Annotated in this window: 17 protein-coding genes and 1 tRNA gene; 4 read left to right on the top strand and 14 right to left on the bottom strand. The window is 70.4% G+C overall.

Translation table 11 applies throughout. The features are described from left to right. The first annotated feature begins 37 nt into the window (after positions 1-37). The 3 genes from ACFYOB_RS19715 to ACFYOB_RS19705 all read left to right on the top strand — a co-directional run bounded on the left by ACFYOB_RS19715 (position 38) and on the right by ACFYOB_RS19705 (position 3,265). A complete protein-coding gene (locus tag ACFYOB_RS19715) occupies positions 38-1,249 on the top strand; it encodes a DNA polymerase III subunit delta' (protein WP_388561108.1) in 1,212 nt (403 codons plus the stop codon). 249 nt (positions 1,250-1,498) lie between these two features. Further along, positions 1,499-3,067 carry an alpha/beta hydrolase gene (locus ACFYOB_RS19710; RefSeq protein ID WP_388561107.1) on the top strand — a complete coding sequence of 523 codons (1,569 nt, stop codon included), beginning with the start codon at positions 1,499-1,501 and terminating at the stop codon, positions 3,065-3,067. Between the two features lie 124 nt (positions 3,068-3,191). Further along, a tRNA-Thr gene (locus tag ACFYOB_RS19705) sits at positions 3,192-3,265 on the top strand. A 974-nt stretch (positions 3,266-4,239) separates the two neighbouring features. Here ACFYOB_RS19705 and ACFYOB_RS19700 read toward each other — a convergent pair. The 5 genes from ACFYOB_RS19700 to ACFYOB_RS19680 all read right to left on the bottom strand — a co-directional run bounded on the left by ACFYOB_RS19700 (position 4,240) and on the right by ACFYOB_RS19680 (position 10,506). Then, positions 4,240-4,650, bottom strand: coding sequence for a hypothetical protein (locus ACFYOB_RS19700; RefSeq protein WP_388561106.1), 411 nt, complete (start codon positions 4,648-4,650; stop codon positions 4,240-4,242). 307 nt (positions 4,651-4,957) lie between these two features. Further along, entirely contained in the window at positions 4,958-7,042 is a 2,085-nt protein-coding gene (locus tag ACFYOB_RS19695) for a HesA/MoeB/ThiF family protein (protein WP_388561105.1), read from the bottom strand. A 31-nt stretch (positions 7,043-7,073) separates the two neighbouring features. After that, a complete protein-coding gene (locus tag ACFYOB_RS19690) occupies positions 7,074-7,631 on the bottom strand; it encodes a hypothetical protein (protein WP_388561104.1) in 558 nt (185 codons plus the stop codon). A 106-nt stretch (positions 7,632-7,737) separates the two neighbouring features. Beyond that, complete coding sequence (locus tag ACFYOB_RS19685) at positions 7,738-9,156, bottom strand: serine/threonine-protein kinase (RefSeq protein ID WP_388561103.1); 1,419 nt, start codon at positions 9,154-9,156, stop codon at positions 7,738-7,740. Between the two features lie 495 nt (positions 9,157-9,651). Further along, positions 9,652-10,506, bottom strand: a complete 855-nt coding sequence (locus ACFYOB_RS19680; protein WP_388561102.1) for an immunity 49 family protein — start codon at positions 10,504-10,506, stop codon at positions 9,652-9,654. A gap of 496 nt (positions 10,507-11,002) precedes the next feature. On the opposite strand from ACFYOB_RS19680, the gene ACFYOB_RS19675 reads away from it, so the two are divergent. After that, entirely contained in the window at positions 11,003-11,236 is a 234-nt protein-coding gene (locus ACFYOB_RS19675; protein ID WP_388561101.1) for a hypothetical protein, read from the top strand. A 157-nt stretch (positions 11,237-11,393) separates the two neighbouring features. On the opposite strand, the gene ACFYOB_RS19670 is transcribed toward ACFYOB_RS19675, so the two are convergent. The 9 genes from ACFYOB_RS19670 to eccCa form a co-directional block, all read right to left on the bottom strand. Next, positions 11,394-12,284, bottom strand: coding sequence for an immunity 49 family protein (locus tag ACFYOB_RS19670; RefSeq protein WP_388561100.1), 891 nt, complete (start codon positions 12,282-12,284; stop codon positions 11,394-11,396). Then, positions 12,281-13,132 carry an immunity 49 family protein gene (locus ACFYOB_RS19665; RefSeq protein WP_388561099.1) on the bottom strand — a complete coding sequence of 284 codons (852 nt, stop codon included), beginning with the start codon at positions 13,130-13,132 and terminating at the stop codon, positions 12,281-12,283. Before ACFYOB_RS19665 ends, ACFYOB_RS19670 begins: the two co-directional genes overlap by 4 nt. A 142-nt stretch (positions 13,133-13,274) precedes the next feature. Beyond that, complete coding sequence (locus tag ACFYOB_RS19660; RefSeq protein ID WP_388561098.1) at positions 13,275-14,057, bottom strand: immunity 49 family protein; 783 nt, start codon at positions 14,055-14,057, stop codon at positions 13,275-13,277. A gap of 80 nt (positions 14,058-14,137) precedes the next feature. Beyond that, complete coding sequence (locus ACFYOB_RS19655; protein WP_388561097.1) at positions 14,138-16,921, bottom strand: hypothetical protein; 2,784 nt, start codon at positions 16,919-16,921, stop codon at positions 14,138-14,140. Further along, positions 16,918-17,331, bottom strand: coding sequence for a DUF6507 family protein (locus tag ACFYOB_RS19650; protein ID WP_388561096.1), 414 nt, complete (start codon positions 17,329-17,331; stop codon positions 16,918-16,920). The genes ACFYOB_RS19655 and ACFYOB_RS19650 overlap by 4 nt, the downstream gene beginning before the upstream one ends. A 92-nt stretch (positions 17,332-17,423) precedes the next feature. Continuing rightward, complete coding sequence (locus tag ACFYOB_RS19645) at positions 17,424-17,735, bottom strand: pore-forming ESAT-6 family protein (RefSeq protein ID WP_388561095.1); 312 nt, start codon at positions 17,733-17,735, stop codon at positions 17,424-17,426. 38 nt (positions 17,736-17,773) lie between these two features. Next, positions 17,774-18,106: a hypothetical protein gene (locus ACFYOB_RS19640; RefSeq protein ID WP_328926890.1), complete on the bottom strand. Its 333-nt coding sequence runs from the start codon at positions 18,104-18,106 to the stop codon at positions 17,774-17,776. Between the two features lie 117 nt (positions 18,107-18,223). Continuing rightward, positions 18,224-19,642, bottom strand: a complete 1,419-nt coding sequence (locus ACFYOB_RS19635; protein WP_388561094.1) for a DUF6177 family protein — start codon at positions 19,640-19,642, stop codon at positions 18,224-18,226. 16 nt (positions 19,643-19,658) lie between these two features. Beyond that, complete coding sequence (eccCa, locus tag ACFYOB_RS19630; RefSeq protein ID WP_388561093.1) at positions 19,659-23,633, bottom strand: type VII secretion protein EccCa; 3,975 nt, start codon at positions 23,631-23,633, stop codon at positions 19,659-19,661. Between the last annotated feature and the right edge of the window lie 18 nt (positions 23,634-23,651).

Genomic DNA, 23,651 nt, shown 5'->3' with positions numbered 1-23,651 from the left:
ACAATGGGTGCACGGAGAGTGAAAGGCGGTGGGCGGGATGCCCGTATGGGACGACCTGGTGGGACAGGAGCGGGTCCAGGCGCAGCTGGCCGCCGCCGCCCGCGATGCCGACGCCCTGGTCACCGCCGTCTCGGACGGGACGCCGCCGCCCGCCGCGAACAAGATGACCCACGCTTGGCTGTTCACCGGGCCGCCCGGCTCCGGGCGGTCCACCGCCGCCCGTGCCTTCGCGGCCGCCCTGCAGTGCACCAGCCCCGACCGGGCCCTCGGCGGCCAGCCGGGCTGCGGGTTCTGCGACGGCTGCCACACCACTGTGGTCGGCACGCACGCCGATGTGGAGATCGTCCGTACCGATCTGCTGTCCATCGGCGTGAAGGAGACCCGTGACCTGGTCCGCCGGGCGCAGCTCTCCCCGGCCGTCGGCCGCTGGCAGATCATCGTCCTGGAGGACGCCGACCGCCTCACCGAGGGCGCGGGCAACGTGCTCCTCAAGGCCGTGGAGGAGCCCGCTCCGCGGACGGTGTGGCTGTTGTGCGCGCCCTCGCTGGAGGACGTGCTGCCCACGATCCGCTCCCGCTGCCGGCACCTGACGCTGCGCACCCCGCCCGTCGACGCCGTCGCCGAGGTGCTGGTCCGGCGCGACGGCATCGAACCGGCCGCCGCGGCGGCCGCCGCCCGCGCGACCCAGGGGCACATCGGCCGGGCCCGCAGGCTCGCCACCGACGAGGCCGCCCGTTCCCGTCGGGCCGCCGTGCTCAGGCTCCCGCTCCGGGTCGACGACGTGGGCGGCTGCCTGAAGGCGGCGCAGGAGCTGGTCGACGCCGCCGCCGAGGACGCGAAGCAGGTCGCGGAGGAGGTCGACACGAAGGAGACCGAGGAGCTGAGGGCCGCGCTCGGCGCCGGAGCGGGCGCGGGCAGCCGGATGCCGCGCGGCACGGCGGGCGTGATGAAGGAGCTGGAGGACCGGCAGAAGCGGCGCCGCACCCGCACCCAGCGCGACAGCCTCGACCTCGCCCTGACCGACCTCACCGGCTTCTACCGGGATGTGCTGGCCCTGCAGCTCGGCTCGTCCGTGGCCATCGCCAATGAGGAGATACGGCAGGACCTCGACCGGATCGCCCGCGCCTCGGGTCCCGAGCGGACGCTGCGCCGGATCGAGGCGATCATCGCCTGCCGGGACGCCCTGGACCGCAATGTGGCCCCCCTCCTCGCGGTCGAGGCGATGACGATGTCGCTGCGCGCGGGCTGACCGCTGATCCGACCACCTGCTGTGACCGCCGGTCCGACCCTGCTCTGACCAGCGGAGCGGGCACCGGAGCGCCGCGCCCGGTCCACGTCCGGTTGACGAGCTCACCCGTACGGGCGGACCGGCCGCCGACGGCGGGACCCACCCCGCCGGTGCCTGGCCCGCGCGGGCCCCGGAAGGCGCGCCGCCCTCCTGGGCCGGACGGCGGCGGATCACCTCCTGGCCCGGGCCGGCAGCACGTAGGCTCCAAGGATGGACACCAGTCGCCTGCTGCGTACCACCGGGATCGTGATCGCGGCCGCCGGGCTGCTGCTTTCCGGATGCACCTCGGGCGGGTCGGGGGGACCCCGGGCCGTCGCGTCCTCCGAGGAGGGCTCCGGTTCGCCGTCCGCCCGGCCGTCCCCCGATGCGGCGGCGCTGCGCCCGTACTACGAGCAGAAGCTGACCTGGCGCGACTGCGGTGTGCCCGGGTTCCAGTGCGCCACCATGAAGGCGCCGCTCGACTACGCGAACGCCGGCTCCGGCCAGGACGTCGACATCGCGGTGGCCCGCCGGCCGGCCACGGGCCCGGGCAAGCGGCTCGGCTCCCTGGTGGTCAACCCGGGCGGACCGGGGGGCTCCGGCATCGGGTACCTGCAGGCGTACGCGGGCATCGGCTATCCCGCGGCCGTCCGCGCCCGGTACGACATGGTCTCCTTCGACCCGCGCGGGGTGGCCCGCAGCAGTCCGGTGGAGTGTCTGACCGGCCCGCAGATGGACAAGTTCACGCAGGTGGACCAGACGCCGGACGACGCGGTCGAGCGGGCCGGGCTGGTGGCCGCGTTCAAGGAGTTCGCCGCCGGCTGCCAGGCGCGTTCGCAGAAGGTCCTTCCGCACGTCTCCACCGTCGACGCCGCCCGGGACATGGACCTGCTCCGCGCGGTGCTCGGCGACGAGAAGCTGGCGTACGTCGGGGCCTCGTACGGCACCTTCCTCGGGGCGACGTACGCGGACCTCTTCCCGGACCGGGTCGGACGGGTGGTCCTGGACGGGGCGATGGACCCCAGCCGCCCGGCGGTGGACCTGAACCGGGACCAGACGGAGGGCTTCGATACGGCGTTCACCGCCTTCGCCAAGGACTGCGCGAAGCAGCCCGGCTGCCCGCTCGGCACGGGCGATCCCGACGCGGTGGCGGACCGCCTGAAGGACTTCTTCCGCAAGCTCGACGCCCAGCCCGTACCGACCGGGGAGGAGGCCCGTCCGCTGGGCGAGTCCCTGGCGACCACCGGAGTGATCGCGGCCCTGTACGACGAGAGCGCCTGGCCGCAGCTGCGCGAGGCGCTCACGGCGGCGATGAACGGCGACGGCGCGGGCCTGCTGAGCCTGGCCGACAGCTATTACGAGCGTGATCCGGACGGCAAGTACGCCAACCTGATGGCCGCGAACGCCGCCGTCAACTGCCTGGACCAGCCCCCGGCCTTCAGCGGCCCGGAGTCGGTCGAGGCCGCCCTGCCGTCCTTCGAGAAGGCCTCCCCGGTCTTCGGCGCCGGCCTGGCATGGGCCTCGCTGAACTGCGCGTACTGGCCGGTGAAAGCCACGGGCGCGGCGAGGGCGCTGACCGCGAAGGGCGCCGCGCCGATCCTGGTGGTCGGCACCACGCGCGACCCGGCGACCCCGTACAAGTGGGCCCAGGCCCTGGCGGGCCAGCTCGACTCGGGCACCCTCCTCACGTACGACGGCGACGGCCACACGGCGTACGGGCGCGGCAGCGGCTGCATCGACACCTCGATCAACCAGTACCTGCTGGAGGGCAAGGTCCCGGCGGACGGCAAGAAGTGCTGACCGTTCGGCGCCCGATTCCCGGCCCCCGGAGAACCTGGTTCAGGGCACCCGTCCACACCCTGTAGACTTGGCGCCGCTGCTGATGAGCACACCTCTTCGGGGGAATACTTGTCTGACCAGCGGTGCCGCCTTAGCTCAGTTGGCCAGAGCAACGCACTCGTAATGCGTAGGTCTCGGGTTCGAATCCCGAAGGCGGCTCTGTAGAAGCCCCAGGACTCACTCGCCGTGACCTGGGGCTTTTGCTATTCTCCGGATCTTGCGCCGCCGTCGTGCACGGGCCGCCCGGGTGATCTCGGTCTCAGTTCTGGTTTCAGACACCGGATCCAGGCATGAACGCCTAGCCCATCCGGCGCATCGCCTCCCACGAGAGCTGCTCGGGACTGATGGCGGCGGCAAGTACGTGGCGGTCGCCGGCGTCAGGTAGCTGTAGGGCCGACTCGAGCGGTTCGTAGTCGTTGAAGGCAGTCCCGCACGGTCCGCCTCATCAACTCGCGGGTCCGGGCCAGTCTTGAGGGGGCGAGCTCCGGCCTGTTGACCTGGAGATTCGCGAAGACCTCGTCCAGGATCTTTTCGGTCCACCTAGCCTGCACGAGCCCAGCTTGGGCCATCCGGATCAGCAGGTCGCGCAGCGTGCTCGGGTGCAAGACGCAGGCGTCGTAGACGACGGTGAACGCCCCGGGGTCAGATCAGCCCCATCTCCTTGTTCAGGGCCGTGAGTTCGTCCGCGGCCCCCCGTCGCTTCCGGTCGTCTTGGCGCTGGTATCGGAGCAGCGACTGTGCCCTGATCCGGCGGTGTGTACCGACCTTCCGCTAGTCGATCTCTTCTGCCTCCAGCAGCCCGGTCAGGCACGGCCGCCACACGGCATTCGCAATGACCGCAGCCAAGGTCGTTCTGCTGCCGTGGCTGTGGTGCCGGGGGCCGAGCGGGTGCCCGGGGCCGGCCGCGTGGCCCGCCATGGCCTGACGTAGTGCGTACCCGCTCGGGCTTCAGCCCAGATCAGGGTGCTTCTGACCTGGGGAAACGGGATTTTGTGGCACAGGCTGGCACCAGGCGAGATGATCTTGTTGGGCTTCGTAGTGCGTAGGTCTCGGGTTCGAATCCCGCAAGCGGCTCAGAGGAACCCCAGGTCGCGTTGCTGCGACCTGGGGGTTTTCTGTTGTTCGGGGCTTCCCTACACCCGGATCCAGTACAGAAGGCCCGCGCTGAGCACCAGCAGCGCGGCTGTCAGCGGCCACAGGGTCAGCAGTGTTGGGCCGCTCGCGACCAGGGCTGCGAGACCGTAGAGCGCCACGGCCGAGCCCAGCAGGCCCTGGAGCGCGGCCGGCGTCCTCGCCACCCGTACGAGGAGGAGGAGCAGGACGGCGCAGGCCGGGTACAGCCAGGGGTAGTCCCGGCCGGGGCCCTGGAACAGCACGAGGTCGCGCACTTCGCCGAATCCGGCCCAGGCCGTCTCCCGCGCGGCCTGCTCGTGCGGGAACCGCCAGTGCACCGACAGTTCGGCCGCCTTCTGGAACGGGAGTGGCCAGTCGATCACGCGGAGGAACTGCCAGAGGAGGAGGGTCAGTGCGCCGGTCTGGCCCACTCCTGCGAGGCCGCCCAGCCCGGCACGGGACCGGGGCGAAGGCGGCGTGGGGCGGGCCGCTACCGGTTCCGGTTCCGGCCTGGGGCTGGGCCTGGGGCTGGGGCTGGGCCTGGGCCGCGGGGGTGGCGGCGGGGGAGTCGCCGGGGGCGCCGGAGGCACGGGCGGGCTTGCCGGTTTGCCGTATTTGAGCCGGGCTTCGCGGGCCCGGCGCATAGCCTCGGTCGTGTCGTCGGCCATGTCCCCTTACCTGTTCCCCTACTTGTTTCCGGGTTCCGTGTGCCCCGGGCGCTCGGGCACGTTGCCGGGTTCAGCGGTGGCGGCCGCCGGAGGCCCCGGCGTTCCGGCCGCGCAGCCGCTGCTCGTACGCCTCCTTCTGGCGCCTGGTGATCTCCGCGTCGTTACCCGCTCCAGCGTGCTCCCGCGGGTCGCTGCGCAGCGAGGGGTCCCCGCAGACCCGGCAGTCAGGTCGCCGCCGGGTACGTGGCCAGATGCTCTGGAAGGCGTACTGGCCGGGAACCTCGCCCAGTACCCGGGGGAAGAACCAGTGGTCGGGTTCCATGGCGAACAGCGCGAGTGAGAGGTCCTTGTGGAGCGGGGTGGCCAGGAAGCTGCCGATCCGTTCGCGGCCGCCCGGCGGGTGCAGCAGGGCCAGCGCGATCTTCGCGGCGGCCGCCGTCAGGTGGTGGATGTCGGTCAACAGGCCCGGTACGGCGTACAACCGGCCCGTGTCGTAGTTGGTGCGCGGCTGGTGGCCCAGATCGCCCAGGGACTCGCGGACCCCGCCCGTGGCGCAGGACCAGCACGGGGATCCGGGGGTGGTGAACACGACCTCGCCGCCCGACGCGCCCTCGTACAGCCCGACGAAGAGGGCCGGGCGGCCGACGAAGTACGCGAGGTGGTTGAGGCGCTCCTGGGCGTGGTTGTCATCGGTCGCGGCGATCACCAACTGGGCGTCGGCGATCCGCTGCTGCCAGGTGTGGTTGTCCAGCGCGGCGACCTCGCGCTTGAGGACGGTGACCTTCAGCCGCCGGTTCACCCGCTTCAGGCGGCGGGCGGTGGCCTTGGCCTTGTTCCGGCCGATGTCCCGTGTGCCGAACATCGAGCGGCCCAGGTTGGCCGGCTCCACTCGGTCGGGGTCGACCAGGGTGAGCCTGCCGACGCCCGAGCGGACCAGGACCTCGGCGAGGTAGCTGCCCACCGAGCCGACGCCGACGAGCAGGACGTGGCTGTCGGCGAGGGCGGGCGACAGCAGCCCGCCCGTACGGGCGAACAGCCCCGAGCGGGCCGCCCGGGTCCGGCCGATTCCCACCCGCATGGTGAGCCGGCGGATCCGTCCGGAGGGCCGTTCGGCGGGACGGGCCGCGGCGTCGGGGGAGACCGGCGAGGGCGCGGGATCGGGCGTTGGCACGGGTACGGGTACGGGTACGGGCACGGCTACGGGCGCCGACGCGTGCGGGTCGGGCAGTGAGTGCGGAGAGTGCGGAGAGGGAACGGAAGGCTGAGGGGACGGGGGCTCGGGCCGAGCGCCCGGGAGGGCGTCCCGGTGCACCGGACCGGAGGCGAAGGGTTCTCCGCCTCCCACCTGCGGCGGTTCGGTGGCGGCAGCGCCCGCAGCCGCACCCGCACCCGCACTCCCGCCCGCGTTCCGCAGGGCCTCCCGAAGCCGTTCCCGCTCCGGCACCCGGTGGTCCCAGGGCAACTCGATGACCAGCAGCTCCGGATGGTGTCCGTCGGCTCCGGCCTCTTCCAGCAGCAGCGGCGCCGTGACCGGGAAGTCGGGGGTGGCGAAGAGGTACCGGCGTGCCCCGGACCGGTTCCGCGGCAGCGGGACCCGTACGCCGGCCGCCCCGCCGACCACGCAGGTCAGCGGGTAGGCGTCGGACCAGGAGATGCCGGCCTCCCGGAGGGCGGCTGCCAGGGGCACGACCACCGGGCGCAGTGGTTGGAGCTGCACCCCGTGCGCGGTCCACATGGCCCCGAAGAAGGACATCCGGGCGTTCTCTACGGCGAGTTCGTGCCGGTCGAGCGGTGTGGTGAGGTCGTGGGTGACGATCGGGGCGATGTACCGCCCGAGGTCGGGAACGGCCTCCAGGGTGCGGCCGTACTCGCTGTGGTCCTGCCGGGAGGGGTACGGCATGCCGAGCGGGTGGGAGTGGACGATGCCCTTGAACCGGATCGGGCCGGCCGCCTCCTGGCGGCTGATCTCATCCAGCAGCCAGGCGGTGTTGCTGTACTCGACCCGTGTCACCTGCGCGTGGGCGTCGTGCACGAAGCCGGTCAGCACGTCGCGGCCGCGCAGCCCGAGCAGGGCGCCGCCCTGCTCGGGCCTGGTCCGCCCGATGTCCTTTCCCACTTGGTCGATCACGTAGTCGAAGACATGTACGGGCAGCACGGCATCGGTCCCTTCCGCTTCGGGCGGGCTGTTACTGCTTGCGGTTGAAGGGGAAGGGGTGGCCCATCGCGACGAAGTCCACGCCCAGGGCCCAGGCCGCCGAACGGGCGTAGGCCTCCTGGAGGGTGGGCTGGCCCGAACCGGGTCGTTCGGACAGACAGATCAGCCCGCTGGTGTAGAGGTGCACGCCGTGCGCGTCGTGGCTGGGGAGGGATTCCAGTTCGGGCTCGATGAGCCGTACCTGGTACTCGGTGCCGTTGAAGTGGGCGCACATCACGTACGTCCGATGGAACATCGTGGTGATCTCGTACACCCAGCCCTCGGCTCCGGGAGCGTCCTCGTAGTAGGTGTTGGCGGGAAACTTGGTCCGTACGACCTCGTACTCCCGGGCCAGTCGGTCTGGGGTGCCGAGGGCGGCGAAGGTGCTCTGCGGGACTCTCGACAGCGGGGCGTCGTCCTCGCCGCCGTAGCCGAGACGGACCTTGCCCTCGCGGTCGACGTAGACGTCCTGCTGTTGGCCCGTCGGCTTCTTGGACTGGCTGGCGAAGAAGCTGTCCCGGATCGCGTTGAGGTCGTACATGTCAGCCATGTTCGTCATCCCTCCCCAGGGAATGGTGGCGGTGCGGAGGTGAGGCAGTGCGGAGGTGAGGCAGTGCGGCGGTATGAGGCGGTACGGGGGCGGACTGAGCTGCCTCTCACTTCGGGTCGCGGTTGATCAGCTCCCACACCCGTACGGTTCTCGGATCGTCGGGTCCGTGCGCCGTCAGGTGGTCCTGGTAGAGGGCTTCGAACTCGGTGGCCGCGAGGGCCTGTTCGCCGGCCGCGGCCAGCCAGTGGGCCCGGTCGAAGCGGATCTCCGACATGCGGGGGTCGGCGGCGGAGAGGTCTCCGGAGACCGCGGTGAGGAGTTCCAGCAGGTGCTGCGCGGCCAGCGGGGCGTGCCCGGCCTCGCCCAGGTAGCGGGCCAGGTTGAGGGAGCATACGAGGGCCAGCTCGTCGTCGGCTCCGAGGACCTGGCGGGCCCGCGCGGCCACCGGGGCGAGCCGGTCGGCCGCCTTGGAGGGCATACCGGCCCGGGCGAGGGCCTGGGCGAGGTGCAGGACGATCAGCCAGCCGCTGCGGTGGTCGGAGGGGAGCACGCCGGCCGCGTAGTCGAGGACCTCGCCGAGCCGTCTGACCCGCTCGACAGGGTCGGGCTCCGCCTCCAGTACGGCGTTGCACCGGGCCTCGACCTCGGCCGCCGGATCGGCCGGCGGCCCGGGTGGCGGGGGCGGTGGCGGCGGGGTGCACGGGGTGACGATCACGGTCGGCACCGGGCTGACCGCCGCGCTGAGGGCGCGGAACAGCGCGGCCATCTCCCGGGCGTCGGCCGGGCGTTGGCCGGGGTTCTTGGCGAGCAGCCGGGTCACCATCACGTCCACGGCGGGCTGCACTTCCGGGCGCAGTGCGCGCACGGAGGGCACCACGGCGTGGCAGTGCTGCTTGGCCAGGGCTCCGTAGTCGCCGTGGGAGACGTAGGGCTGGCGGCCCGTGAGCATCTCGAACAGGACGCAGCCGACGGAGTAGAGGTCGGTGGCGGGGGTGACGGGCTCCAGGAGGAACCGCTCCGGGGCCATGTACTCGGGTGTGCCGAGGAGTTGGGTGGTGGCGGTGATGCCGGCGGCGTAGCCGAGCTCGCCGACGGCGGTGTAGGAGCGGGCGATGCCGAAATCGAGCAGGATCAGCCGGCCGGCGGGCTCCCGGACCATGACGTTGCCGGGTTTTACGTCGCGGTGGACGAGGTCCCGGGCGTGTACGGGGACCAGCGCGTCGCACAGTTGGGCGGCCCAGGCCAGCGCGTGGGCCACGGGCAGCCGGTGCCCTTTGGGGACGGCGGCGCGCAGGGTGCGGCCCTCGATGAACTGGGTGATCAGGTAGAGGTGCCAGGTTCCGGCCATCTCGGTCTCGTCCACGTCGTGGATGCGGACGACGTGCGGATCGTCGATGGCCGCGAGGATCCGGGCCTCGCGCAGGAAGCGGCGGGCCGCATGGGTGCCGCGGTCCGCGACGCGAAGGAACTTGGCGACGACGGTGCGGTCCAGCCGCAGGTCGTGGGCTTTCCAGACTTCTGCCATGCCTCCCGGGAAGTGCTCAAGTAACTCGTACCGGTCCAGTACAAGGCGCCCCAAAGGCGCGGGGTTCGTCCCCCGCATACCCGACATGGCTCAATGGTGGCACTTGCGCATTCATCCGTTGAGCGTATTCGTGAAACACGTCCGGCGGCTTCGTCGCGTCGACCGCGTCCGACGCGCTGCGGGACGGCCAACCCCCGTCGTCAGCCGCTGGACGACCTAAAGCGCGCGGGGAACGTCCTGGCGTCCAGCGCACCGAACGAGCGGAGACAGAACGCTGAGCTAACGGGATCGGGCCCGCCGTGGCCGCCTGCTGCGGCCCGTACTGCCCCGTAGCAGCTGACGCGGGGGCCTTCGGTGGTGAGCCGTCGGCGCTGCGGCAGGGAAGATCGAGGCTCTCGGGTCCAGCAGGCGGTGCCCCTTGGCGAGGGTGAGCGCGGTCGTCGACCGCCGGGACGGAATGACGGTTCACCACCACCGTCACGTTTCGCGCACCTGTTATGTGGGGAACTCGCCCACCCAGTCGCGGGTGAGGAGGTGGTGGGGAAGGTATCCCGATTCGACGTTGATCGGCATTTCACGGTCGCGTGCGTGGCAGGCGAGGGCCAGAGGGGCCAGGGCGAGGTGGCCGTCGGGCTTTTCCGCGCGCTGTTCGTCGACGGTCCAGTAGGCCTGGTGGAGTTCGAGGGATTGGACGAAGAACTCGTTGAAGCCGCTGGGGTTGTTGGTGATCAGCAGGTAGAAGAGGTTGATGGGCGGGGCGAGCACAGTACGGAGCAGGCCGTGCGGGGTGAGCGTGGCGACATCGGGCTGGGACATCTCGACGGCGAGGGTGAGCTTCTCCACCAGGTCGGGGCCCTGGAGCCAGTAGGTCTGGAGGGCGTCCACCCAGTGCCAGACGAAGGTGTCGTAGCCGCTGGATGAGATGCGGCTGAGCGGGACTTCCGCAAGTTGGGTCAGGCGCTGCTGGTCACGGCAGACCATGGCGAGCCAGAACGTGGTCAGCCACGCGCCCAGGTCGGCGAAGGCTGCCGGGCCTTCGGCCGGAAGCGTGCGCATCTCCCGGTTGATCCGGCACTCCACGGTGCCCTCGTCCGCGCCCACGGTGGCGAACACGGCCGAGCCCAGCTGCAGCGTGTTGACCACGGCCTCCCACGTCTCCAGCCGCTCCGCACACGGATCCACGGTGCAGCGCGCTCCGAGGTGCAGCAGCGCGTCGTTGAAGGCCGTGGGGAGTGAATGCGGGTACTCCTCCAGCTCGCTGATGTCCCGGGCCAGGCTCACCCAGAGACGCTCGGCCCATTCTTCTTCCGTGGCGCCGGGGGTGAAATGCCGACTCACGATGACGGTCACGGAAGGCTCCTCTTGGCTCTGTGGTCGCGAACGGTGGCGATTATGGGTGTTTCAATCCCGTCCGGAACTCGCCCACCCAGGAGCGCTTGAGCAGGTGTTGGGGAAGGTACTTCCACCCGACCTCGATCGGAATGTCCGCGTCGTAGGGCATGCACGCGACCGCGAGCGGGGCCAGGGCCACCAGGCGGTCGCCACCGAGGGAGCGGGCGTCGGTGGCAGTCCAGCCACCTCGTCCGAGTGGCCGCCCGTGGACGAGGCCCGGTCGGGGCCGCCGCCCGTGGAGCTGAGCCGTTTCTCGACGGTCCTTCTAGGCTAGGGACATGAGTGACCTGTATGCGGTGGACCTGGCCCTGAACCTCCGCGACTCGGTGCCGCCTGCCGTCCTCGCCGATCTGCGGTGGCACCTCGGTGAAGAGGAGCGAGCGGCGGACGGGGAACTCGACGTGTACCCCTGCTCGCATCGCGCGGCCCGGCAGTGCGCACCGGCGGTGTCCGGGTGGCGGAGCTCGCCAGGACCGCCAACGGGTGGGCGCTGACGGTACGGTACGAGATCCATGCCGAGCTCATGCCGGACTTCGATTCGCTGGCGGAACGTCTCGCCTGCCACTCCGATACCGAGGGTCCCATCGGCCAGATCCGTTTCTACGAGGAAGATGTCCCCGAGATGCTGATCAACAGATCGGGGACGCTCGTTCGGTTGCCGCTCGCCCCGAAGGAGACGCCGCAGTAGCAGCGTCGGTCCATGGCCGATGGATGGCCTCCTGCGGCAGGGCGCGGCCTGGCCGGGGGCCACCGGGCTCTGGAGGCGGGTCTCCGCCGCCGAATCCGGTACCGCCGCGTTTGTCGTTGGGCAAGCCCGGCGCAGGGTGCCTGTGGCTTTCGCGGTTCTACGCGTCGAATTCGCCGCGCCAGGCGAAATCGAGGAGGGCCTCGGGGAGGTAGCCGGACTCGACCTCGAAGGGGAGGCCGTTGGCCTTGGCCAGGCAGGCGATCGCCAGTGGGGCGAGGGCCACGACGCCCAGGATGTTGTGGGTGCGGTCCTCGTCTGCGGTCCAGTACTCCTTGTGCCAGCGGACGGCGTCGGCCAGGGCGTCGTTGAAGCCGGCGGCGTCGTTGCGCAGGTAGCGGTAGAGCATCATGATCGGCGGGTAGCGGAGCTTGCTCATCTCCTCCGCGTCGACGACGCGGGCCTGCTCGGGAGCACTGAGGTCCACGGCGCGCACGAGGTGGGTGCGCAGGTCGTCGCGGCGGAGCCAGAAGCTCTGGAGGGTCTCCACCCAGGCGTAGGTGTACTCGTCCAGCGTGCCGCCGAAGTCGCGCAGCAGGGACACCGGGATCCGTGCCAGCATGTCGAGGCGGGCCGCTTCGCGGCAGATCATCGCGAGGTAGAAGGCGTCGAGCCAGGTGTCCGCGTTGAGGTAGGTCTGGGGCCCGGTGGTGTCGAGGTGGCGTTCCTCCTGGCGGATCTTGCAGGTGACCGTCGTCTGGTCGGTGGTGGTGGCCGCGAAGACGGCCGAGTGCACCTGCATGGCCAGCAGCCAGGACTCCCAGGTCTCCAGCATGACGGCACCCGGGTCCGCGACGCAGCGGACGAGGGCGACGTTCAGCGACTCCATGATCGCGTCAGACCTGGAGTTGTGTGAGGTCTCGATCTTCTCCAGCGAATCGGCCAGGGACTCCTCCATGGTGGGGACCACTGCCATCCACCGGTCCTGCGGGTAGTCCTGGCGCGGCACATCCAGCACTCCGTGCCGTCTGCCCGGGGCGGAGCTCGTCACGTGGGGAATTCTCCGAGCCAGTTGCCGTTGAGCAGCACCGCGGGCAGGTAGTCGGACTCGACCTCGATCGAGATGCCGGCTTCCCGGGCGAAGCAGGTCATGGCGAGCGGAGCGAGCGCGACGAGGCCCGAGATCAGCTGCGACCGGTCCTCCTGTGTCCAGTACTCCCGGTGCCACTGCAGGGCGGCGTCGAGGGCGCGGTTGAAGCCCTCTGCGTCGTTGCGGATGACGCGGTGGAACATCTCCATCGGCGGGTAGAACAACCGGCCCACCGTCTCCGGGTCCGATGCCGTCTCCGGGTCGGTCCCGTCGATCGCGGCCACCAGCTTCTGGCCGAGGTCGGGGCCGCCGAGCCAGTAGGTCTGGAGGGTGTCGATCCAGGCGTACTCGAATTCCTGGGTGACGCCGCCGTTCTCCCGGAGCAGTGACAGCGGTACCCGGCACAGGGCGGTGATCCGGTCACGCTCCCGGCACACCACGGCCAGGTAGAACGCGGTGATCCAGGAGGCCGGGGTCACGTAGGGCTGCGGACCGGTGGCCTCTAGGGTGATGTCCTTGTGCGCGATGCGGCACTGGACGTGGGTCTCGGTCGTGGTCGCAGCGGCGAACACGGCCGAGCCGACCTGCATCGCGGTCACCCAGGCGTCCCAGGTGGGATAGATCGCACCCCTCGGGTCCATGAGGCAGTGTGCCTGGGCGACGAGGAGAGTGCTGTTCAGGGCCGAGCCGAGAGCGGTGGGACGTCCTTCCAGGCGGCCGATCCATGCCTCCGCGCGCTCCTTGAGAAGGGCGAGTGCCGCTTCCGTGTTCCCCGTAGGAAATGAGTGACGGGAGATGTTCGAGCGCAACGCGCCTCTCCTCAAAAGAACTGATACGTGTGCTGTCAGGCGTCGAATGCCTCTGGCGGGGCGAAGGCGAGGAGGACTCGGGGGAAGCAGTCCGGTTCGTTCGGGTGGTCCTGGCGGGACACGCTCAGGACCACCGGGCTGCTCACGTGGGGAATTCCCCGGCCCATGTGCCCTTGAGGAGGTGCTCGGGCAGGTACTCGGACTCGACCTCGATGGGGAAGTCGGCGTCCTGGGCCAGACAGGCCATCGCCAGAGGGGCCAAGGCCACCCATCCGTAGGGGGAATCGGCACGCCCCTGGTCGGACGTCCAGTACGCCTTGTGGGCGCGGAGCGCTTCTTCGAGCGAGCGGTTGAACTCCTCGTGTGAGCCGGTGGCACGCCACCGGAGGAGGTCCATGGGGGGCCACGAGAGCTGTGAGACATGGTCGTGGCCGGCGATGGACGGGAGGTCGGGGTCGGTTCCCCGGGCCGCTTCCATGAGCTTGTCGGCGAAGTCCGGCCGGCCCAGCCAGAAGGCCTGGAGCGTTTCGATCCAGGCGTAGTTGTACGCGTCGTAAACCGCCCCCGATTCGCGCAGCTTTGCCGGCGGAACGTTGCACAGGGCTGTGATGCGCTCTGCATTGCGGCAGATAACCGCCAGGTAGAAGGCAGTGGTCCAGTGGCCCGCGTCCACGAACGGTTCGGGATCCATGAAGGCCGGAACCGTGCGGGTCTCGTGGTGGATGAGACATTGCACGCTGGCCTCGGTCGTCGTGGCAGCGGTGAATACGGCCGAACCGCACTGCATGGCCGCGACCCAGGCCTCCCATGACTCCAGCCAGGTGGCGGTGGGATCGACCGCACTCCGTTCGTACGCGGTGATGAGGGCCGTCGACATCGCGTTCTCAAGGGCGAAAGGCGCCTTGTCGATTCGGTCGATCAACATCATCGTGTGTTCCGAGAGGGACGGCTCGCGGCCCGGAAGGTCCTGCCGGGAAATGCTGTGACGGGGAATGGCTGTAGCCACTAGCTCTGGCCCTCTTCCTTGAAGATCTTGAAGTACTGGAGCTCGCCACCAGCATAGGCGCCCGAATGATGCTTCGCCTGAACCATGACATACTGGACCTTTTTGTCCAATAGGGCGATTCGGAGCTTGATTGCAAGCTCCCGGTCCCGGCCGCCGCGTTCGAACATCTCGTCGACGATCGTGTGAGCGTATTCGAGCGTTCCCTGCCTGACCAGTCTGTTCGCGTTGGCGCCTACTCCCTGACGCCAAGCGAGTCGTCCGTCGGGCGCTTTTGCCTCGACGATCAGATAGTCGCCGTTCTTCAGCTGGTACAGCTGGTCGAAGGCACGGGAACCGTTGGCAGTGCTGGGGAGATCCGCGACTTCCACCGCGTCGCGGAAGACTTCCGGGATGACGTGGAACCGTGCTGAAGCCTCGCCCAGCTTCTCCCCGATCTTTGTATTGATCGGGGTGTCACCCATGGCATCCTTGGCCGCCTTCAGAGCGGCTGCGGTCTCTTCGGTCGGGTTGGCTTTGTGGGCTCGGTCTGCAACCCCGAACTCCGTATATTCCTTGTGCTTCTTGGCGAGGTCGTCGAGTGTGTTCTTCCGCTCAAGGCTGAGATTGTCGAGCGTAGGAGTTTTGGGCGTCAGGCGGAATTCCTCGGCGGGCCCATAAGGCAGTTCACTGGTGGATATGAATTTTCCATTGCCGACGTCCTTCAGAATGGGAAGGTACTGGCCGTCGACGATTTCATTCGCATGCCTGCGGTGATTGGCCGCGTCGTAGTACTTGGTGCGCCAGGCGGGGTCCTCATTGGCCAATCGGACGTGCTCGTCCTGGATGGCCTTGGCTTCTTCGGGGGTGCGCCGGACCAGTTGGTCTTCCTGGTTCGCGTTCCGTCCCGCGTTGCCCCCGCGCGCCGCGTCGTCCCCGCCGCCTGTGCCCGGGGTGTCAGGGTGGGCGCCGCGCGTGGACGGGGGCTGGTGGTTGCCGCCGCCCGTTCCCGTGCCGTCCGGGTGGCCGCCGCCTGCCCCGTCTGGGTGGGTGCCGCTGCCGGACGGGCCGTCCGGGGAGTGCGTGGTCGGGGTGTCCGGGTGGGGGCCGTTGCCGTGGGGGCCGTTGTTGAGGTCGTTCCGCGGCATGTTGTCCGGGGCGTGGCCGCCCGGGGTGTGGTCGCCGGCTCGGCCCGTGGGGGTGTTGTCGAGGCCGTGCGGGCCGCCGTGGGCGCCGTTGTCGATCGTGTGGAGGGGGTCCGAGATGTCGCTGCCGAGGCGGATGGCCTCGTCGCCGCCGCGGGCGCCCGCGCCCGCCATCGCCGGGACCTTCGCCGGGGCGGGGGTGTCGACCTTCGGGACGTCCACCTTGGGGACGTCCGCCTTCGGCGTGTCCACGATGTCCTTCGGGGCCTCGCCGGGGAGCTTCTTGCCGGCCTCGTCGTAGATGGTGCCCTCGAGGTCCATGAACTTCCCCGGGCCGTTACCGGGGAGCTTGACCGTGTCCGGGGGCAGGGTGGTCGTGCCCTCGGGGAGCTTGATGTTGCCGTCCGGGAGTTTGGTCGCACCTTCCGGGATCGGTGTGCCGTCCGGGAGTTTGATCGCGCCGTCCGGGAGGTGGACGGTGCCCTCGGGGAGGGAGATGGCCCCGTCGATGTTGATGCTGGGGACTTCGACCTTGCCCATGCCCTTGAGGGCGGCCATGACGTCGCCGATCTTGGAGATGCCAGCGCCGGCGCCCTTGAAGACGTACGTCATCGGGTCGACGTAGTGGCCCACCTTGCCCGCCGCCGAGAGGGCCTTGGCGACCGCGCCGGCCTTGCCCGCGCCGGCCGCCGCGCTGCCCGAGCCGCCCGTCGCGATGGTGGTGATCACGTTGAAGGTGACCGCGCCCGCCGCGCGGCCCGGGTTGGAGCTCCACTGGTCCCAGGCGAGGAGGGCCTTGCCGGTCTCCTTGAGGGCGGTGCGCGAGTCACGTACCCAGGAGGGGAGTTTGTCGTCCGGGAGGCCCATGATGAGGGGGCCGGCGCCCGGTATGGAGATGATCGCGAGGCCGGTGGCGAGTTTTGCCAGGCCCGTCCAGGACTGCTTGAAGGTGTCCCAGCCCTGGAGGCCGACGAGGCCGCCGAGGCCCTTGAGGGTGCCCCAGACGCCGTCGACGAAGAAGCCCTTGGTGAACTCCCAGGCGTGTTCCCAGATCTGCCAGGCGGGGATGTCCTCCTCGACCGCCTCGCCCCAGGGCAGGGTCTTGGCCTGCTTCATGGCCTCGGCGTCGTAGCCGTACATGCCCTTGCCGTGGGAGCCGTCGTCCTTGGTAAGGGCGGTGCCGCCCACCAGGGCGACGATCTTGGCATGGGCGGCACGTTCGACGTCCTGGAACTGGGCCCAGACCTCGGCGATCTTGTTGCGGCGCTCGAGGTTCTCGTCGATCAGGTCGCCGTCCCGGTCCCAGTGCTCGTCGTCCGAGACCTTGGAGCGGAAGGCTTCGGCTTCCTTTTTGAGTGAGTCGAGGCGTTTTGCGATCGGCTCCGCCTCGCGGGCGTAGGTGCCCAGGGCGCCGGCGATCGTGCACATGTCGGAGCTGATCTTCAGGCCCAGGTCGGAGACCGGCTTGGTCGTCGCGAAGAGCTGGTCGGCCTCCGGTGCCTGGTAGAACGCCGACAGACCGCCGAAGCTGCTGTGGACGTCGCTCGTCGCCGTCGCGATCGCCGCCCCGCCCGACGATATGGCCTTCACCTTGAGGTCGAGCTGCGCGAAGTCGCCTGTGAAGATGGGTACTTCAGCCGGATCGACCGGTGCGTTGCTCACTTCTGCTCCCCCGAGTGCTCGCGCAGGTACTGGAGGTTCACGGAACGGGCGGCGTCCTGGGCCGCCTTCGCCTGGTCCAGGTCGCCTTCCAGGTACTCGTTGGTCGCCGTCGCGGCGCCGCGCATGCAGGCCTCGATGCGCTCCGTCATTGACTTGAGTTCCGGCTTCCGGCGTTCCAGGTACTCACCGAGGGCGGCCGCCACCGGGCCCATGGCGTTCCGCGCCTGGCCGGGGGCCAGCGGGCCGACGACCTTCGACTGCGAGCCCATGATCGCCGTGCCGGCGAACTGCGCTGCCTGTGACATGTCCGTCAGCAGGGTGTTCAAGGCCTTCTCCAGTTCACCGGCGTGGTCGCCGACGGTTTTCAACTGGCCTTGCACGCCTTGCGGCTTGATGTCCCATGACGTCATCGACGACCCACCCCCGTGTAACCCGCTGCCCTACTGTCCTGCCGTACTGCCGTTACTGCCCTGCCGACCCGCTGAAACGATTCGGCTGAGGCTCAGCCGATGTTGTCGACCGCGGCCTTCGCCCGCTGCAGCGTCTGCTGCGCCGTACCGTCGTTCTTCTCCAGCGTCGTGTTCAACAGCTGGATGATGTTCTTGACCTCCTGCGACGCGTTCTTCCACCGCGTCTCCTTGGCGTGGTAGTCATCCGCCACACCATCCGCAGCGAAGTCCGACATCGCCTTCGCCACCTGCGCCTCACGCGCCGCGATCACCTGCTCCAGCTGACCGATCACGACCTTGATGTTGCCCTGCGCCTCCGTCGAAGCACCCACGTCGTACGAACGACGGTCCTTGTCACCAGCCATCACAACCACACTCCCCGCGAAGAAAACTCAGAACAAGATCAACGGCCCGAGAAACGGGCCGCATCGAAGTTCGCCGCCGACTGCTGCTGCCGCGCGTTCTCACCCTGCTCCTGGTCACCCGACCCGAAAGCCCGCTCCATACCCGACTGACCGCCCAGGATCGCCGCCAGCGAAGCGTTCAGCTCCTTCGCGATACCGTCCGAACGCGCCTTGAACGAGTCGAACGCCACCTTGCCCTGACCGTTGAACTTGCCCTCCAACGGCTGCGCAGCATCCACCAGCAGCTTGATCAACGTCCCCAGGTCCGTACTCGAATTCCGCGACCCCGACATCAGGCTCGTCAGAACCTGCGTCCCCATGTCGAACTTCATCCCACTCCCCCGCACACTCGAACGACCGTAAGTTTGACTAGTTCTATCAAATTACATCGCTGATGCAACGAGCAACGAGGCGGCCGTGACGCACTTATGACAAACAGCCAGGCGCCCTCACGAGCCCTTCAGATGCCTCATCAGCTGCTCGAAGTCGCTCCACCCCGACAGGTCCGACGGATCCCCGGGCAGCGGGTAGTAGTAGGCGGGACGGGCCTTCGGCCCCAGTCGCAGCGGCTGTTCGGCCAGCGGCGTACGCCGGGCCCGGTCGTCCGGCATCCGCCGGACCTCCTCGGAGCCCAGGACGAAGGCCAGCGGCACCCCCGGTCCCTCGAAGCGCGGCGGCACCAACAGGTCGCGGCGGGCTTTGCGGAGCTGTACGAGCATCGACTGGAGGTGGTGGCGGGTGACGAGCGTCTCGGCGGTGCGGTGCAGGGCGTCCAGCGGCAGCTCCTCGCCGGCCCCGTAGCCGAAGGCGAGGGTGACGCCCTCCGCGACGCCCGCCTTCGTGCGGCTCACACGGACCGTGGCGAGGCCGGGGCGATCCCGGCCGCCCACCACCACGAACCACGTCGGCTCGGGCGAGCGGGCGTGGGCGACGTCGGTCAGGCGGCCCGGCGACCAGGGCAGGTTCGCGGGCTCCGCCGTGCCCCAGCCCGACGGGAGCTCGCCGGTCAGCTCGCGCCACACCGTCTCCAGGGCCCCGCCGAGCACCAGCCGGTCGTCGGCGGGGTGGACCGTACGGAATGTGACGGCCAGCTGCCGTTCGCCCGTCTCCACGAGCTCCTGGTACGAGGCCGCGACCGGGGTCGCCGGGTCGTCCTCGGTGGCGTGCGGGGACACCAGCGTTCCGAACATGCCGTCCTGCCAGCGCAGCACCGCGCCCGAGAGGCCGTCGTAGTAGCCCTCCCGCTCATCCTGCACGACCCAACGCGAGGGCCAGCCCGGCATGTTCGACAGCACCGCCGGCGAGAGCCTCGTACCGGGCGGGGTCACGATCTGGATGCCCCGCTCCGCCGCCGCCGCGGCCCGGAAGGCGTCGGCGAGCCAGGCCGTCATGGCGACGACCGGGCGGTCCATGATGATCACCGCCACGCTGTGGGTCAGTACGTCGACGGCGGGCTGCGCCGCGGCGGGGGTGGGCGCGACGCTCACCCCGTCGGTCCGCACCACGTCCAGCGAGCGCGCCAGCTCCGGCGGCCAGGCCGACCCGCCCGCAAGGGTGGCGAGGCGGGCCGCGAAGGTCCCCGCGAGCCGCTCCGCGTCGGGGACGCCCGTGGTGGCACGGGCCTCGGTCCACCAGTATGGGACCCGCGGCGCAGTGGCCCCGAGCAGCCGCTCGGCCTCTCCCTCGACCTGGACCAGCAGCGGCGCCTCGACCGAGACCAGCGGCCGGCCCTGCTCGTCGCAGAGCTGGACGACGGCCCCCTCGCCCGTGGCGTTCACCAGCTTGTCCGGCCCCCCGGAGAGCAGACCCGCGAGCACCGCCGACGGGTCGGGCATCCGCTGGGTGAGGGCTATGACGTCCTTGGTCATGTGGTCCTGCGGCCCTTCACTCGGGGGTGTGGACGGTCTGGATCAGGCGGTTGGACTGGCCCCTGCGGATGAGCACGCCGCGGCCGGCGGGCTGCTGGGAGGCGTACACCCCGGGGAACAGCTGGCCCTCGCTGCGGTCGCCGGCCATGACGACCGCCGAGGCCCCCGATTCGCGCAGGCCCTGCACCAGCGGCTCGTACATGCCGCGCGAGGCGCCCGCGACGCGGCGCGTCAGGACGAAGTGCAGGCCGATGTCCGCCGCCGACGGGATGTACGGCACGAACGGGGCGAGCGGCGACTGTCCCGCCGTGGTGAGCACGTCGTAGTCGTCGACGAGGACCACGATCCGCGGCCCGCCGCCCCAACTGCCCGGCTCCAGGTCCTCCAGGGGTGCGCTGTCGTCGGGCAACCGCCGGTCCAGCTCGGTGGCGATGCCCGCGGCCAGCCCGGCGCACATCTTGGTGTTGTACGCGTAGCCGCCGTTGAACTCCTCCGGGACCACACCGCGCAGGCTGCGCCGCGGGTCCATGATGGCGAAGACCAGCTCGTCCTCGCCGTACCGCTCGATGAGGCCGCCGGCGATCGTCTTCAGCAGGTTCGTCTTGCCGCACTCGCTGTCGCCCATGACCAGCAGGTGCTGGTCGTGGTGGAACAGGTCGATGAGTACGGGCGCCAGTGCGCTCTGGTCGAGGCCGATCGGCACCCGCTTCGGCTCGGCGACCGGGCCGGGCAGCAGGTGCGGCTCCAGCAGGTGCGGCAGCACCCGTACCGGCTGGGCGGCGTCCCCGCTCCAGGTGGCGCGGATCGTACGGGCCGTGCGCTCCAGGACCGCGCCGAGCTCGGAGGTGTCGCTGAGCCCGTCGGTACGGGGTAGCGCCACCTGGGCGAAGAGCTTGCCGTCGGTGAGGACGCGGCCGGGCTCGTCGGGCGACAGGGTTTCGGCGAGCTTGCGCTCGATGCTGGACTCGCTGGGGTCGTTGAGGCGCAGTTCGAGGCGGGTGCCGAAGTTCGACTGGGTGGCTATGCGGACGTCGTTCCAGCGGAGCATGCCCGCGACGACGTGGATGCCGTAGCCGCCGCCGCGCTTGAGGATGTCGACGACCGCGTCGTCGAGTTCCTCGAAGTCGTCTCGCAGCGCGCCGAAGCCGTCGATGACGAGGACGATCTCCGCGGAGGCCAGTTGCGGCAGCCGGCCGGCCGCGTGCAGGGTGCGCAGCTGCTCGACGGAGTCGATGCCGTGCTCGCGGAAGAGGTCCTCCCGGGTCGCCAGCATGTTCCGTACCTCTTCGACGGTACGGGCCGCGCGCTCGCGGTCGGCGCGGCCCGCGATCCCGCCCACGTGGGGCAGGCCGGACAGGGCCTGGAGACCGCCGCCGACCAGGTCGAGGCCGTAGACGCCGACCTCCTGCGGGGTGTGGGTCAGCGCGAGCGAGAGGACGAGGGTGCGCAGCAGGGTGGTCTTGCCGGACTGCGGGCCGCCGATGAAAGCGGCGTGGCCGCCCGCGACGGTGAGGTCGAGGTACCACTCGCCCTGCCACTGCTTCGTCGGATCGTCGAGCAGCCCGAGCGGCACCATGAGCCGCCCCCGCCGCTTGGCGAGCTGCATTCCGCGCGCGCCCACGTCGAGGGGGCCGGCGACCGAGTCCAGGCTGATCGCGTCGGGCAGCGGCGGCAGCCAGATGCGGCGCACCTGACCGGCGGCGTTCTCCAGCTGCTCGACGATGACGCCCATCTCGGTCGGCCCGGTCTCGCGGCGCCGGGCCGTGGGCTCCTGGGGGCCCGCGCTGTCGGGCTTGGACAGGGTGTTGAAGGCCTCGTACTCAAGGGCGAGGGGACCTGTGTCCTCCTGTTCCGCGCGCTGTACGGGACCCCGGTAGGCGCCGGAGACGTAGCTCGCCTTGAACCGCTCGTAGTGGCTGGTGTCGACCTTGAGGAAGCCGAAACCGGGCAGCGGCGGAAGGTGGAAGGCGTCCGTGGTGTCCAGGACCGTGCGGGACTCGTCGGCGGAGAAGGTGCGCAGGCCCAGGCGGTACGAGAGGTAGGTGTCCAGGCCCTTGAGCTTGCCGCCCTCGATGCGCTGGCTGGACAGCAGCAGGTGCACGCCGATGGAGCGGCCGATCCGGCCGATGGACAGGAACAGGTCGATGAAGTCGGGCTTGGCGGTGAGGAGTTCACCGAACTCGTCGATGACGACGAAGAGGTGCGGGAGCGGGTCCAGGTCGGGCCGGCGGTCGGCGCGCAGGGCGGCGTAGTCACCGATGTCGGCGACGTTGCCCGCGTCCTTGAGGACCTGCTGGCGGCGCTTGACCTCGCCGGCGAGGGAGGCGTGGACGCGCTCGACGAGGCCGGCCTGGTTCTCCAGGTTGGTGATGACTCCGGCGACGTGCGGCAGGTCGGCGAACGGCGCGAAGGTCGCACCGCCCTTGTAGTCGACGAGGACCAGGGCGAGGTCCTCCGGCGGGTGCGTGGCCACCAGGGCGAGGACGAGGGTGCGCAGCAGCTCGGACTTTCCGGAACCGGTGGCGCCGACGCACAGGCCGTGGGGGCCCATGCCCAGCTCGGAGGATTCCTTCAGGTCCAGCAGCACGGGCTCGCGGGAGTCGCTGATGCCGATGGGCACGCGCAGGAAGGCACGTTCGCCGCGCGGGGCCCACAGGCTCGCCAGGTCGAGGCGGGCCACGTCGTCGATGCCGAGCAGGTCGGCGAAGTCCACGGGTCCGGACAGCGGTGCGTCGATGAGGGACTCGGCGGACAGGCGCAGCGGGGCGAGCATCCGGGCCAGGCCCTCGGCGAAGGGGATGCCCACCTCGTCCACGATGCCGTGGGCGCTGATGGGCTCGTCCTCGCGCAGGTCCTCGATGAGCACCTGGTCGCCGTCGACGGTGATCCGTACGCCGACGTGTCCCGGCTCCTGGATCCGCTGTTCGAGCAGGTGCAGGACGGTGACGCCCATGTCGCGCAGGCCCACCGCATCGTCGGGCCGGGGCAGTTCGACGGCGTCCTCGCCGTGTCCGTCGGTCACGACGAGCAGCCGGGAGGTCATGGACAGGGCGTCCCGGCCGGACAGTCCGCGGCGCACCTCGGCGGCGTAGGAGGCGCGGCGGCGCAGTTCCGGGCCGATCTGCCGGGCGAGCTGGGCCGCGGAGGGGGCGATCCGGCGGGCGGCGACGGGGCCGTCGAGCTGCTCGGTGTCGAGCAGGTGCGGCATCCACTTGGCCCACTCCCAGTCGGCGAGCCGGTCGCCGGGGACGGCCAGCGCGATGGCCACGTCGTCGGGGGCGTGCAGGGCGGCGGCCTGGACCAGCAGGGCTCGGGCGACGCGCAGGCAGTCCTCGCGGGGGCCGACGACGCTGATGTTGCCGACGCGGTCGAGCGGGACGGTGAGCGGGAGTTCGGTACCGCTGCGGAACCGGGCGGTGAGCGCGGAGGCCTCGTTGAGCATGAAGAGGTCGGGCGGCGTGAGGGCGGAGGAGCCCTGCTGGCCGATCTGCAGGTCGCGTACGGGCATCTCGCCGGTGCCGACGCGCACGCGCAGGAAGTCGCCGTCGGTGCGACGGCGCTCCCACAGCCGGGCCGGGTCGCGGACGATGTCGTACAGGGCGTGCGGTGGCGGGTTCAGTACGTCGGCGTGCTCGCCGCGCGCACGTTCCTCGCCGGCGAGTTCCTCGCGCAGGTCCTCCAGGTAGGCGAGATAGGCCTCGCGCTGGGTGCGGCGGGTGCGCTGGGCCTTGCCGCGCTGCGAGAAGAGGAGCGCGAGGGAGCCGACGACGGTGACGACGAGGATCAGCGCGCCGAGGGCGGCGAACTGGCTGTTGCGGACGACCGTCATCATCACGACGGACGACATGACTCCCGCCACGGGCATCAGCGACATCGCGATGTTGCCCGCCTTGCCCTCGGGGAGGTTGGGCGGGGCCTCGATGGTGCGTGCGGCGGGGGCGGCCGGAGGTCTGACGGTCCTGGCCGGGCGGTGGATCAGTCGGGTGCTCATCGTCGTCGTTCGCCAATC

Origin of the sequence: Streptomyces sp. NPDC006463, from assembly GCF_042870715.1 — a bacterium.
Classification (GTDB): domain Bacteria; phylum Actinomycetota; class Actinomycetes; order Streptomycetales; family Streptomycetaceae; genus Streptomyces.
The sequence above is the reverse complement of the archived record's forward strand: the minus strand, read 5'-3'. Positions and strand labels throughout refer to the sequence as shown.

Bases quoted from the DNA above. Each gene is read 5' to 3' on its own strand.
- ACFYOB_RS19715 (WP_388561108.1), top strand. From the start codon at position 38: ATGCCCGTATGGGACGACCTGGTGGGACAGGAGCGGGTCCAGGCGCAG.
- ACFYOB_RS19710 (WP_388561107.1), top strand. From the start codon at position 1,499: ATGGACACCAGTCGCCTGCTGCGTACCACCGGGATCGTGATCGCGGCC.
- ACFYOB_RS19690 (WP_388561104.1), bottom strand. From the start codon at position 7,631: ATGGCTGACATGTACGACCTCAACGCGATCCGGGACAGCTTCTTCGCC.
- eccCa (WP_388561093.1), bottom strand. From the start codon at position 23,633: ATGAGCACCCGACTGATCCACCGCCCGGCCAGGACCGTCAGACCTCCG.
- ACFYOB_RS19650 (WP_388561096.1), bottom strand. From the start codon at position 17,331: ATGACGTCATGGGACATCAAGCCGCAAGGCGTGCAAGGCCAGTTGAAA.
- ACFYOB_RS19635 (WP_388561094.1), bottom strand. From the start codon at position 19,642: ATGACCAAGGACGTCATAGCCCTCACCCAGCGGATGCCCGACCCGTCG.
- ACFYOB_RS19640 (WP_328926890.1), bottom strand. From the start codon at position 18,106: ATGAAGTTCGACATGGGGACGCAGGTTCTGACGAGCCTGATGTCGGGG.
- ACFYOB_RS19645 (WP_388561095.1), bottom strand. From the start codon at position 17,735: ATGGCTGGTGACAAGGACCGTCGTTCGTACGACGTGGGTGCTTCGACG.
- ACFYOB_RS19685 (WP_388561103.1), bottom strand. From the start codon at position 9,156: ATGGCAGAAGTCTGGAAAGCCCACGACCTGCGGCTGGACCGCACCGTC.
- ACFYOB_RS19660 (WP_388561098.1), bottom strand. From the start codon at position 14,057: ATGTTGATCGACCGAATCGACAAGGCGCCTTTCGCCCTTGAGAACGCG.